The organism is Embleya sp. NPDC059237, from assembly GCF_042754105.1.
Classification (GTDB): Bacteria; Actinomycetota; Actinomycetes; order Streptomycetales; family Streptomycetaceae; genus Embleya.
Genome location: NZ_JBHZAE010000013.1, coordinates 191,196 through 203,620 on the forward strand (window position 1 = coordinate 191,196; position 12,425 = coordinate 203,620).

General features: G+C 71.3%; 11 protein-coding genes. 6 read left to right on the forward strand and 5 right to left on the reverse strand.

What is annotated here, in order from left to right; all coding sequences use genetic code 11:
- Positions 1 to 6: 6 nt before the first annotated feature.
- Positions 7 to 891 (reverse strand): universal stress protein, encoded by an 885-nt coding sequence (locus tag ACFXKZ_RS34670; protein ID WP_380005895.1) that lies wholly within the window; start codon positions 889 to 891, stop codon positions 7 to 9.
- Between the two features lie 248 nt (positions 892 to 1,139).
- On the opposite strand from ACFXKZ_RS34670, the gene ACFXKZ_RS34675 reads away from it, so the two are divergent.
- From ACFXKZ_RS34675 to ACFXKZ_RS34685, 3 genes are all read left to right on the forward strand, one after another.
- Positions 1,140 to 1,670, forward strand: a complete 531-nt coding sequence (locus tag ACFXKZ_RS34675) for an HPP family protein (protein ID WP_380005897.1) — start codon at positions 1,140 to 1,142, stop codon at positions 1,668 to 1,670.
- Positions 1,671 to 1,743: 73 nt separating this feature from the next.
- Positions 1,744 to 2,256, forward strand: a complete 513-nt coding sequence (locus tag ACFXKZ_RS34680) for a universal stress protein (RefSeq protein WP_380005899.1) — start codon at positions 1,744 to 1,746, stop codon at positions 2,254 to 2,256.
- 422 nt (positions 2,257 to 2,678) lie between these two features.
- Positions 2,679 to 3,098 (forward strand): ATP-binding protein, encoded by a 420-nt coding sequence (locus ACFXKZ_RS34685; protein ID WP_380006107.1) that lies wholly within the window; start codon positions 2,679 to 2,681, stop codon positions 3,096 to 3,098.
- Between the two features lie 428 nt (positions 3,099 to 3,526).
- Here the strand turns inward: ACFXKZ_RS34685 and ACFXKZ_RS34690 are convergent, their stop codons facing one another.
- The 3 genes from ACFXKZ_RS34690 to ACFXKZ_RS34700 all read right to left on the reverse strand — a co-directional run bounded on the left by ACFXKZ_RS34690 (position 3,527) and on the right by ACFXKZ_RS34700 (position 8,346).
- Positions 3,527 to 4,252: an alpha/beta fold hydrolase gene (locus tag ACFXKZ_RS34690; protein ID WP_380005901.1), complete on the reverse strand. Its 726-nt coding sequence runs from the start codon at positions 4,250 to 4,252 to the stop codon at positions 3,527 to 3,529.
- A gap of 534 nt (positions 4,253 to 4,786) precedes the next feature.
- Entirely contained in the window at positions 4,787 to 6,499 is a 1,713-nt protein-coding gene (locus tag ACFXKZ_RS34695) for an FAD-binding oxidoreductase (RefSeq protein ID WP_380005903.1), read from the reverse strand.
- 917 nt (positions 6,500 to 7,416) lie between these two features.
- Positions 7,417 to 8,346: an AraC family transcriptional regulator gene (locus tag ACFXKZ_RS34700; RefSeq protein ID WP_380005905.1), complete on the reverse strand. Its 930-nt coding sequence runs from the start codon at positions 8,344 to 8,346 to the stop codon at positions 7,417 to 7,419.
- Between the two features lie 101 nt (positions 8,347 to 8,447).
- Here ACFXKZ_RS34700 and ACFXKZ_RS34705 point away from each other — a divergent pair, with 101 nt between their 5' ends.
- Entirely contained in the window at positions 8,448 to 9,362 is a 915-nt protein-coding gene (locus tag ACFXKZ_RS34705; RefSeq protein WP_380005907.1) for an MBL fold metallo-hydrolase, read from the forward strand.
- Between the two features lie 210 nt (positions 9,363 to 9,572).
- On the opposite strand, the gene ACFXKZ_RS34710 is transcribed toward ACFXKZ_RS34705, so the two are convergent.
- Positions 9,573 to 10,136 (reverse strand): TetR/AcrR family transcriptional regulator, encoded by a 564-nt coding sequence (locus ACFXKZ_RS34710; RefSeq protein WP_380005909.1) that lies wholly within the window; start codon positions 10,134 to 10,136, stop codon positions 9,573 to 9,575.
- Between the two features lie 106 nt (positions 10,137 to 10,242).
- Between ACFXKZ_RS34710 and ACFXKZ_RS34715 the strand changes: the two genes are divergently transcribed.
- Both ACFXKZ_RS34715 and ACFXKZ_RS34720 read left to right on the forward strand, forming a co-directional pair.
- The gene (locus ACFXKZ_RS34715; RefSeq protein WP_380006109.1) at positions 10,243 to 11,166 is read left to right on the forward strand and encodes an NmrA family NAD(P)-binding protein; all 924 of its coding nucleotides are present in this window, start codon (positions 10,243 to 10,245) and stop codon (positions 11,164 to 11,166) included.
- Between the two features lie 268 nt (positions 11,167 to 11,434).
- Positions 11,435 to 12,421 (forward strand): L-threonylcarbamoyladenylate synthase, encoded by a 987-nt coding sequence (locus ACFXKZ_RS34720; RefSeq protein WP_380005911.1) that lies wholly within the window; start codon positions 11,435 to 11,437, stop codon positions 12,419 to 12,421.
- Positions 12,422 to 12,425: the final 4 nt, after the last annotated feature.

Here is a 12,425-nt window from a genome sequence, read left to right on the forward strand (position 1 = left end):
CGGCGTTCATGGCGCGGTCGCGGGTATCGGCACGACCGCCACCGGGCAGGACGCGTGGTGCAGTACCGCGTGGGTGGTGGGGCCCAGGCGCATCGGGAAGGGGCCGTGGGCGCGGTGGGCGGCGACCACCAGCAGATCCGCGTGCGCGGCGACGCCGATCAACGTGTGGGCGGGCGCCCCGGTGGTGACCATGGCCTCGATCGTGACGTCCGGCGCCTTGGCCCTGATCGGCTCCAGGATCTCGGTCAGGAGATGGTCGTGGCCGGCCGCCATGTCCAGCGGGTCGCCCAGCAGCGGCGCCACCACGCCCGGGAAGTAGCCCGCCATCGTCAGGGTCCACACGTGGACGGGGATCACCCTGCCGCCGATGAGCCGCGCCCGCTCCACGGCGAACTCGACCGCCGGCGTGTCGCTGTGGTCGGCGACGCCCACGACGACGCTCGGGGTGTCCACCTCGTCGGCCTCCTCGGGCACGACCACCACGGGGCAGGACGTGTGCGCGCACACCCGCAGGGACACCGATCCGAGCAGCAGGCCCGCGAAGCCGCCGTGGCCGCGCGTGCCCACCACGATCGTCTCCGCCCGCCGGCTCGCCTCCAGGATCGCGCCCGCCGCCGGTCCCTCGAGCAGGGACGTTTCGACGGTCAGGTGGGGGTACGCCGCGCGGGTCCGGGCCGCCGCCTCTTCCAGGAGGGCCCGGGCGCCCCTGCGGACCTCGTCCGCGCGGGCATGACCGCCGAGAGCGGCTTCCGGGACGGCCATCGTCAGGTGGAGCGGCGTCTTCGTGTCGGCGGCGGCGCGGGCACCCCACACGAGCGCGCGCTCACCCCCCGGCGAGCCGTCGTAGCCGACCAGGACCCCGAGGTCGGGGAGATGGGTTCCGGTACTCATGACTTGTCCAATCGTCGCCGAACGACGCCTCGGGCGGCGGAGTCGGGTTTGCGACATCCGGTCGGCCCCTCACCCTCAGCCTGCGCCCACGCGACCGCCGGACACAGGGCTGCCCGGTACCGCGGGACCGGGACCTTCGGCCCGGTCGACCACCCCCACCGGCCCTGTGCCGGAGGTCGCGAAGGCTCGATGGTGGAGACAGGGCGAACCGCGCGATCGCGGCCCCGGAGCCACAGGAGGCGAACGCGATGAGGACGAGCAGCGGACCCGCCCTGCGGACGGTATCCACCCTCCCCACGGAGGAGGCGGTGCGGGAGCGGAGCGTGGCCGACGTGATGAGCACGGCTTTGCTCACCGTTGTCGGCGACGAGTCCCTTTTGATGGCCTGGGAGTTGATCCAGCGCACCGGATTCCACCACCTGCCCGTCGTGGACGAGGACGGCCGCTTCGTGGGGTTGTTGGAGCGCGGCGAACTCGCGGTGGCGTGTGCGCTTCCGGCGATCTCGCTCTCCGAGCGGTACGTGAGCGAGCTCCTGCCCGGCAGCGTGCAACCGCGGGTGTCGATCTCCGCCGGGCTCGCCGAGGCGGCCGAGGTGATGACCGAGCACGCGGTGGACGCGGTCGCCGTCACCGACGACAACGACGCCCTGGTGGGTCTGGTGACCGCCCGCGACCTCGTCGCGGCCCTCGCCGGACGTACGTCACCGCACGGCCCCCGGGATCACGGCCCCGTGCTGTTCCGGTTGGAACCGGTGCTTCCCCCGTCGCGCCGCTCCTGATCGGCCCGCCCGGAGCACGACGTTCGCCGCCCCGCAACCGAGACCACCAGGACCACCCGAAGGAGAACTCGACATGGAATCCCTCGACACCCGCTTCGACCGGGACACGACGGGCATGGCCTCCCGACAGGGCGAAGCGCCCGCCGAGAAGGGCACGGAGAACCACCCGAAGAGTCGGATCGTGGTCGGTTTGGACGGCTCGTACGGGTCCGCGATCGCCCTGCGGTGGGCCGCGCGGGAGGCGGCCGAGCTCGGCGTCGTCCTGGACGTGGTCGCGGCATGGACCGACGCAGACCCGGAACTGCCGACCCTGGAACGGCCGGACGCGCCGCTGTCCGTGGCCCGCGAGCGCTTGGAGCACGCGCTGGCCAACCTGGTGCGGGTGCCGATCCCGCCGGAGCGCATCGTGGCCACCCCGCTGCACGGCAGCGCCGGCGAGGTCCTGGTCGCCCGCGCACGCGACGCCCGGTTGCTCGTACTGGGCACCAGCGGCATCGAATGCCCCACGATCCCCGGCCCCACCGGGCTGTACTGCCTGCGCCACAGCGCCACCCCGGTGGTGTTCGTCCCCGCGCCGGACGCCTGATCCCACACAGTCACCCGGCACCCGACCGACCGAGCCTGCCGTCCAGGCTCGGGCAGTCGCCCGTTCACGCCATTCCCGAAGCCCGGTGACCGGTTCGACCACACCGATGACCAGGACGCTCCAACCCGGGCGGGCGTAGCGATCCACATCGTCCACCTCGAAAGCCGTGGTGCCGGGCATGCCCACGCGGGGTGGTGAAAGGAGCGGGCGAGCACGCCGGCGCCGACGACTCGGGGCGCAAGGAACCTGCTCCCCGGACCCCGATCACATTTTCACTCCGCCGTGGGCCGGGCAGGCATGGAGCGAAGATTCGAGGGCACGCATAATCTCTTCGGATGCACGCGACGGGGGATGCGGGGTGGGCCGTCATGGTTCGGGTCGTCGACGACGGGGACCGGCGGGTGCCGGTCGGGGCGCCCGTCATGGTCACCGCGATGTTCGAGGGCGGCGAGGAGATTGCCACCGCCCGCGCTCTGACCCGCGATTTCCTGACCGACCTGCAGGCCGTGCACGGCCTTCCCGTCTCGAACCGCGTCATGGGCGTGGTGCAACTCGTCGTCAGCGAACTGGTGACCAACGCCCGCCGACACGCCCCCGGACCGTGCACGCTGACCCTGGAGGCATCGGACGGCACGATCGACGTCACGGTGTGGGACAGCGATCCCACGCTGCCGATCGCCCGCGCCGCCGACCCGGGCAGGGTCGGCCAACACGGACTCGAGATCGTCCTGGCCGTCGCCCGGGGCTTCACCGCCCGCCGCGAACCCGTCGGCAAACGCATCACCGCCACCATCGCCTTGGCCGACGACCCCGCGGGAGACCCCGCCGGCCGCGCACCGTGACGGACCACCGCCGGGATCACACCCGCCCCGGGACCGCTGCCTGCCGACGGTGACGACGAGGAGCCCTCGCGAACCCGGCTCCGCGGGCATGGACACCACACGCGTCGGCCTCGCGGGATGCGGCCATCGCCCCGACCCGGTCCACCGGCGAGGTGAAGCACCCGGTCCCTCCCACAGCGGCCCCACCGACGTCGACGTCACCGGACACCGCCACGCCACCGATCCCGCGACGCTCACCGACGCCCGACACGGCGTTCCGCCTCCTGCGCATCGCCCGGGCCCGGACGCGGGGCGAGTACCGGCATCGGGGTGGTGTCACGTCCGCATCGCGGGCACTCGCCGGGATCGGCTGGTGATGTCCTGTCGGGTTCGCGATGGTCAGGCCCGGTTGATCTCCAGCAGGTCGAGGGGCCCGTAGGCGACCCGGATCACAGCGACGCCAAAAAGTCGCGGACGACGTCGATGAACCCGGCTGGGTCGGTCGCATGAACGGTGTGGCCGGTCGGGAGCTCAGCCAAGCGTGTTCCGGGGCGGCGTTGCGCCATCGCCTTTGCCTCTACGGATCCGAGGATGTCGCTTTTGGTGCCGTGGATGAGCAGGGCCGGACAATCGGTGGCCAGCCACTGGCTCCAATAGTCGCCGACCTGTTGGCGCCCGGAGCGGACCATGTCCTCCCGGTCGAACGCCAAGCCCCACCCGTCAGCGAACTCACGCACGGCACCCATGAGGTAGCGAGCCGAGTCACCGAGCCCTTCGATCAGACCGGATCGAGTCGCCGCCCGACGCGGCCAGGCAAGAGCGAACGAGAGGTCGTGATCCAGTTCGACCCCGATGTCCTCGATGACCAAGGCCTCAACGCGGTGCGGCTCGCGAGCGGCGAGCTGGTAGGCATTGACCCCGCCCAGTGAATGGCCGAGCACGACGGCCCGGCCGACGCCGAGGTGATCCAACAATCTCACTGCATCGTCGACGTACCCTGCGCGGGAGTAGTCGGCCGTACGGTCCGAGAAACCGTGCCCTCGCTGATCCAGTGCGATCACCCGCCAGTCGGGCGTCAACTCCTCGGCCAGGCGGGTAAACGTGCGGCCTTCGTCGAAGTGGCCGTGCAGGGCGAGGAGGACACGCCCCGACCCGCCGAAGTCGAGGAACGACAAGCTCCTCCCGTCCACGTCCAGACAGGATCTCGACGGTTCGGCGGGGATCTCGCCCGATATCCGTAGTGTCATGGGGAACAGCATGCCTGGGGTCACCGACAGCGAAGCTCACGCTGCGAGCAGGAGCGACGCGAGGTCGAGGAGGAGGCCAGGGAACGCGTCTACGACTCCGACCGACCCGGCCGGTCACGGCGGCCCGGGGGAAACAGCGCCCACGCCATCGGGTTCGCGCCGGTCGGGCCGAGTTGATCTCCGGCAGGTCGGAGAGGTGCGGCTGCACACCCCGGGTACGCCCCCGATGCCGCTCTTCGGCTCCGGAACGCAAGCCGCAGCTCGCGGCCTGGCGAACATCGATCATCCCGGCGAGGCGGCCCGCGCCGCGATCGACAAGATCACACGGACGCGACACTCGCTCTCGAAAGAACGGCCCGGTCCGGCTCACGCGTGAGCGTCGGCCGCGGCATGCCGATCGGTCGGCAGGTGACCGGTCGAGTTCGCATGGAGCAGACAAAGTCCGTCCCGGAATCCGACCGGTCAGCTCGGCGGGCGGATCGACAGGGTGTGACGAAAGACGTCCCGGGGATCCCACTTGGCCTTGACGCGTTGCAGGCGTGGGTAGTTGGCCCCGTAATAGAGGGTGTACCAGGGGACGCCGGAGGTGTTCCGGGCCGGATCCGCCAGGTCGCTGTCGGGGTAGTTGATGTAGGTGCCGTCGCTGACCTCGCCCGGCACCGGGACGCCGCCGGTGTCGGCGTAGACGTCGCGGTAGAAGGCGCGGACCCAGGCCAGATTGTCGGCGTCGTCGTCCTCGCTCAGCCAGAGCGTCTGGTAGACCGCCTTCATGATCGCGCCGCGTTGGGCGATCGCGGTGGCGTCCGGGGCCACCGCGCCGACCCGGCCGCCGTAGCCGATGAGCAGCATGCCGCCGTGCTCGGTGCCGGTGTCGTCGGTCAGGTAGCGGTGGATGGTGTCGAGTTGGGTATCGGTGAGGGAGCGGCGCAGATAGCCGGCCTTGAGCTTGTACCGACGGGTGAACACGTCGCCGGGTTCGCCCAGGCCGGGCCAGGTGGTGAGGTGCATCCAGGGCATGGTCAGTCCCTGGTTCACGATCGGTTCCACGTCGGTGTCACCGCGGATCGCCGTCACGAAGTCGGCCACCATCGCGGCCGAGTTCGGGATGTCCGCGTCGATCTGCACGATCATCTCGAAGGACGCGGCCTTGCGGTGTCTGGGCAGCATGATCGCGTACAGGCCGGCGTACGGAGAGTCCGGTGCGCTCCAACGCTCGTGCCAGCGGCCGAAGTTGCGCAGAAGGGACGTGAACACGTGCGCGGTCATCCGGTCGTCCCATGCCCACACGACCAGGTATTCCAACATGTCGCGCGGCGCGGGCGGCAGCACGTGGGACGGATCGCGGCCCACGGCGTCCGGCGAGCGCAGCCAATACCGGGTGACCACACCGAAGTTGCCGCCGCCCGCACCGGTGTGTGCCCACCACAGGTCGCGATGGGGGTCACCCTCCTCGCGGGTCGCGACCACCGCCCGCGCGGTGCCGTCCCGGCCGACCACTACCACTTCCACGCCGTACAGATGGTCCACCACCGAGCCGTAGCGGCGCGACAGCGGCCCGTATCCGCCGCCGACGAAATGGCCACCGGCGCCCACCTCGGGGCATCCGCCTGCCGGGATGGTCACACCCCAGCCCTTGGCCAGGGTCCGGTACACGTGTCCGAGCGTGGCCCCGGGCTGCACCGCGAACGCGCCGCGTCCGGCGTCGTATCCGACCGCGTCCATCGGTGACAGGTCGAGCAACATCCGTACGGCCGGGTCCGCGGTGAAGTCCTCGAAGCAGTGGCCGCCGCTGCGAACCGCGATGCGCCGACCGTTGCGTACCGCGTCGGAGACGGCGCGCACCACCTGCTCGGTCGAGCCGAGCACCCGGATCTCGCCCGGACGACCCACGAACCGGAAGTTGTTGCCGCGTACCAACGCGCCGTAGCGAGCGTCATTCGGCCGCACCGTCACGGGCCCGAACGCGGTGGCCTCCGGCGGTGCGGCTTCCTGTGGCGGCGCGGGGGTCTCGGGCGGGGCCGGGGCCGCCGGCGCCTCGGGCGTCGGATCGGCGGGCGCGGCGGTGGCTTCGGGGCCGAGCGCACCGGCCGGTCCGCCCGCGGCCAACACACCGGCGGCGCCGGCGAGCAACCCTCGACGATCGATCGAGTAGGGCTTCGGATCGGGTGGATTCATCACGATCTCCCTCTGTCCGGACCTGCGACGCCGACCGAACTCCCGCCCGCCGGCGCCCCATACGGCGATCCTCCCGCACCCCGAAGGACCGGGACATCCGCCGAATCCCACGACTCGACAAAAACCCCGATGGTGCGAACGGCCACCCCGCCCTCGATGTGCGCCTTAGTCTCGTTCTCGCCTTTGTAGGCTTCGATGCGGACGGGCGCCCCGTCCGTGCCTGCCACAGGGGTGAGGGTGGCCGCGGCCGGAACGACGGCCGGTAACGGGGTGCGCGGGGCATGGCCGGAACGTGGCGGCGGCTCGGTCCGAGGGCCGGGGACTCGCCGGATGGCCGAGCCGACCGCAGCAGCCTTCGTATCCCGCGTGGAACCGCCGGAAGTCCCCCGTGGTCCATCCGCCGACGGCCGTCACACGCCGTGGGTCTCGCGCCAGGCTGTCCGGCGAGCCGCCGCTCGTCGCACGCTCGGCCCGGTTCGCGGCGGGTGGGCCCGGTCGAAGATCGTCCGACACCCGCCGGCGCGCGCCGTGGCAGGCTCCTTGCGGAACTCGCCATCGGATGGTCGACGAGCGAGTCGGAACGGTCTTTCCGACGCCGGGTGTCGGTTGTCGAGGTCGAACACGCCCCGCACGACGAACGGCTCGACCCGGTCGACGGCCGTTGCGGCCATACGGGGCCGACCGGGAGCAAACCACGCAGTCCGCGTGACGCAGGCAGGCCGCCCGAACCTCGGCCGGGTTCCGGACCGTCGAACGAGGCTCGGCGGCGTCGGACTCCTCGTTCGGGGCACGCTCGTTCCGGCCGTCGGTGACGGGCACGGTTGTCGGGTCTTGTTCGGATCCGTCGGCGATGTGCGCCCCGTGGTTTCGCCGCCTGCGGGGCGGCTCTCCCGGCGGCGCCGGTGGTCGGTTCGTGGTCACTCCGGTCGGGACGGCGCCGCGCGGTAGCGTCCCGGGGTGGTGTGGAACTCGCGGTTGAAGGCGTGGGAGAGCGCGTAGGGGGTGCCGTAGCCGACCTGGCGGGCGATGGTGGCCAGGGAGTCGGGGGTGTCGCGCAGGAGGGTTGCGGCGAGGGTGAGGCGCCACCAGGTGAGGTAGTTCATCGGGGGGCGGCCGACCAGGACGGCGAATCGCCTTGCCAGAGTGGGGCGCGACACGCCGACCTCGGCGGCGAGGCGGTCGTTGGTCCAGGGCGCCGCGGGATCGGAGTGCAGAGCCCTGAGTGCGGCGGCGGTCACCGGATCGCCCAGTACGGTCGGCCAGGTTCCCGTCGTGTCCTCACTCAGCCACGCGCGGATCATGTAGACGAGGAGTAGGTCGAGCAGGCTGGGGACCGCGACGCAGGCCCCGGGCTGCCGTTCGCCCAGTTCCCGGCCCAGCAGGTCGATGGCGGACCGGAGCGCGGGATGGCCGCCCACCTGGTGCGGGAGGTGTACGACCTGGGGCAGTTCGGCCATGAGCGGATGCATCCGGGCGCGGTCGAGCCGGTACTTGCCGCACAACATGCGCACTTCGTCGGTGTCCGATGCCGGATGGTCGGGGGGACGTGTCGCCTGCCACCGCTCGAACGGAACGGCCCGTTCCCGCGCGGCGGCGTCCGGTTCGGTGCGGCGGTCGGCGATCGTGTGCCCCGCGCCGTGCGGCAGGAGTACCGCGTCGCCGGTGCCGAGCAGGAGCGAGGGGCCGGGGCCGTCGGGCAACAGGCGGCATCCGCCCTTGAGTACGACGTGGAAACCCGCGCCGTCGTACGGGGCGAGCCGGGTGCACCAGCTTCCGCTGATGCCGACGCGGGTGCAGGAGGGGCGCCCGATCCGTACCGCGCCTATCGCATCGCTCACGACATCCATGGGGTCAGGGTATCCATGAGTCGAAGGAGTGAGACGTACGCGTATCCGAATGAGCTTTCGAGACATTGAGAGCTCCATTCATGCTTTCTAGGGTCGACGGCATGGACATCGAGAACGCACCGAGCATCGTGCTGGGAGACGTCGAGATCATCCGCCTCGTGGAGTGGCAGGGGTCGTACGTACCGGCCCGCACGCTGGTCCCCGACTCGCCGGAGGGATTGTGGAAGGAGAACCGCGACCGACTCGCCCCGGACCACTGGAACCCGGACGACGACCAGGCGGTGGTCGCGTTGCAGACGTGGATCCTGCGCAGCGGCGGCCGAACCATCGTGGTGGACCCGGGGGTGGGCGACGAACGCGAGCGTCCGGGATCGGTGTTCCACCATTGGCGCAGCGACTTCCCCGACCGGCTGACCCGGCGCACCGGAATCCGCCCCGAGGACGTGGACATCGTGGTCAACACCCACCTCCACGCCGACCACGTCGGCTGGAACACCACGGGCCCCGCGGGCGAGTGGGTACCGACGTTCCCCAACGCCCAATACCTGCTGCCCGCCGCCGACGACTTCCACTTCGGCCCGGCCAACGCGTACGGAGGCGAACTGCGCGTGGACGACCGGCTGATCTACGAGGACAGCATTGCCCCGCTCCACCGGGCCGGGCAGGTCGTGTCGTGGGACGGCGCGCACCGCATCGACGCGGTTCTCACGCTGGAATCGGCCCCGGGCCACACACCCGGCTCGTCCGTGCTGCGGGTCGACTCCGGGGGCGAACGGGCGGTCCTGGTCGGCGACTTGGTCCACAGCCCGGTACAGATCCTCGCCCCCGCGTGCAGCAGTTGCCTGTGCCTGGACCCGGTACGGGCTGCGGCCAGTCGACGGCGCGTACTCGAACGGGCGGCTGACGAGCGGGAGTTGGTCATCCCCGCGCACTTCGGCGGAGCCGGAGCCGTGGAGGTCCGACGCGCGGGGAGCGGCCTCACCCTCGGACCGTGGGCCGCCTACCGCACGCTGTGAGTCCGCGGTCGCTCCCTCGGTCCCGGCACTCTCCGGGATTCGCGTGTCGGACGGCCCGAGGTCATCCTCCTCGCCGCCGCGCACGCGGACAGCTCGCCTGCCTCGGCGACGCACGTCGCGCGTCGCGCGAGCGCGCCCGAGCTCGTAACCGCCGCAGCCGTAGCGGATACCCCCGGCGTCGTGGGCGTTGTGACTGTCACACGTGCGTGCTCAGGTGCCGTCGGTGCCGAAGCCTGCGACGGCCAGCCGGAAGGCGCGGTCCGCCTGCATCGCCGGGTCGGCGTGATTCTCGGTGGCCAGGGCGATTCCGACGATCAGTACGAGCAGATCGTCGATGGTGACGTCCGCCCGGACGGTCCGGTCGTCGATGGCCTTGCGCAGCAGCACGGCTCCGGCCGCACCGATGGCCGGCGCACAGGAGTCCGGGGTGGCCTCCTTCCCGAGAGGCTCGTAGGAAAGGACGTCTGCCAGACCGCGTGCGGCGAGCGAGTAGGCGAGCAGCTCGCGCAGCCATTCCACCAGCGCGGAGCGGCTGTCTTGCTCGCCGCCGAGCGTATGAGCGCGATCACACAGGTCGTGGACGCGCTGTTTGAAGACGGCTTCGAGCAGGGCCTTGCGGGTGGGGAAGTGGCGCCGCACGGTGGCCGATCCGACTCCCGCGATACGGGCGATCCGTTCCAGGGATGCCTGGGCCCCCTGGGCCGCCACCTCGGCCTCGGCCACGGCCAGGATGTGCGTGTGGTTGCGGCGGGCGTCCGAACGCTGGCCGGTCATGATCTCCCCAACATTGATAAACGGCGGGCCCCGCCATATCGTAGCGAGCACGAAACGGCGGGCCCCGCCGTTTATGTCGCGTGGCCGCCGAGGAGAAGACGTGCACATGACCAATGCCGCGATACCGGTTCTCGTCACCGGCGCCACCGGCCGTCAAGGCGGTGCCGTCGCCCGCGTCCTGCTCGCGCAGGGAACACCGGTGCGCGCCCTGGTGCGCGACCCGAGTACGCCGCGAGCGCGAGCCGTCGAAGAACTCGGCGCCCACCTGTTCGTGGGCGATCTCACCGAACCGGCGACCCTTGAGGCGGCCGTGGACGGCGTGCGGGCCGTCTTCTCCGTGCAGATGCCCGCGTACACCGAGGAGGGATTCGACTTCGCCGGCGAGGTCCGCCAGGCGGACAACCTCATGACGACTGCGCGGGCCGCCGGTGTGGAACAGTTCGTCCAGTCCTCCACCAGCGGCGTGGGACAGCACGTCGAGGCCCCTGGCTGGGCCGAAGGACGATGGGCGGCACTGGAAGCCCCGCTCGGCACGAAGGCTGCGATCCAGGACCGGCTGCGCGAACTCGACTTCACGTATTGGACGTTGCTCAAACCGTCGTTCTTCATGGAGAACTTCGAGCCGTCCATGCGGTTCTACTTCCCCCGCGGCCTCGAGGGAGGACTGGTCACCATCGTCAAACCGAGCACGCACCTGGCACTCGTGGCAGCCAAGGACGTGGGCCGAGCAGCGGCGGCCGCCATGTCCGCCCCCGCCGAGTTTCATAGAGTGGAACTGGAGCTCGCCGGCGACTACCTGACCATGGCCGAGATCGCCGAGATCCTCTCCCGCGCCGTCGGAGTCCCGCTGAGCGCCCCGGACATGACCGAGGAACAGGCACGTGCGGCGGGCATGGGAGACATGGGTGCCACGCACGAGTTCATACAGGTGGTCGGCCAGCCGGCCCGGCCGCGGTTCGCTCGTGCGCTGGGCATCGAGCCGACCGGCTTCGAAGAGTGGGCGCACGAGCATCTGCGAACCGCCGCCTGAGCGGGAGCGCGATCCATCGCAGTGGTGATCACAGGAGTGCAGCCAGGCCGGGGACGGTCCAACCCCCCGGAACATCCGAGCCGTTGGACCCGAGGGACGACGCACCGGACGAGGCATTCCGCCGCGTCGCGGCGGGGGCCGGCCCTCGCACTCGCGTCCCGCGAGGACCGGGACCGTAACGCGTGATGAAACCGCTGCCGGGCCCGCCGCGCACACGACGGGATCCGGCAGCGGCCCCGCTTCGTTGCGATCGCGAAACCGTGATTGGATGACGAGGGTGACGGCAAGCACCGATGACATCGAGAAGGCGGCGGCCGTGTTGCGCGCCGGCGGCCTGGTGGCCCTGCCCACCGAAACCGTCTACGGACTGGGCGCCGACGCCGAGGACCCCGCCGCCGTCGCGCGCATCTTCCAGGTCAAGGGACGTCCGCCCTCCCATCCGCTCATCGTCCACATCGGCGGGGCGGAGCAACTGGACGACTGGGTAAAGGACGTGCCCGCGACGGCGCGCCTGCTGGCCGAACACTTCTGGCCGGGGCCGCTCACGCTGGTTCTGCGGCGCGGCAGCCGGGTGCCCCTCGAAGCGACCGGTGGCCTGGAGACGGTCGCCGTGCGCGTGCCCGACCATCCCGTGGCACTCGCGCTGCTGGCGGCCTTCGGCGGGGGTGTGACGGCTCCGTCCGCCAACCGGTTCGGCCGGGTCAGCCCCACCACGGCGAACGACGTGCGTGCCGAGTTCGGGGAGGCCGTCGACTTCGTCCTGGACGGCGGCCCCTGCGAGGTCGGCGTCGAATCCACCATCGTCGACGTCACGGGGGACGTCCCGAGCATCCTGCGGCCCGGCGGGGTGACGCGGGAGGACCTCGAAGCGGTGCTGGGGTTCCCGCTCTCGGTCCCGTCGACCAGCCCCATTCGCGTACCGGGCCGGCATCCGTCCCACTACGCGCCGCAGGCGCGCGTCGTCCTCGTCGAGCCCGAGAAGATCGTCGCCGAAGCGGAACTCGCTCGGGATCTGGGACACCGGGTGGGCGTCTTCCTGCCGGCACCCCTCACCGGTACGCCGGTGAGGGCCCACGCCGTGGTGGCGGTGCCTGCTTCGACAGCCGCCTACGCGCGCGGGCTGTACGGGTTCCTGCGCCGACTCGACCGGCAGGGGTGCGACCTCATCATCGCGTCCTTGCCGGAGGAGGAGGGACTGGGACTGGCGATCGCCAACCGGCTCCGCCGTGCCGCAGGACCCCGACCCACCCCGTAACCGC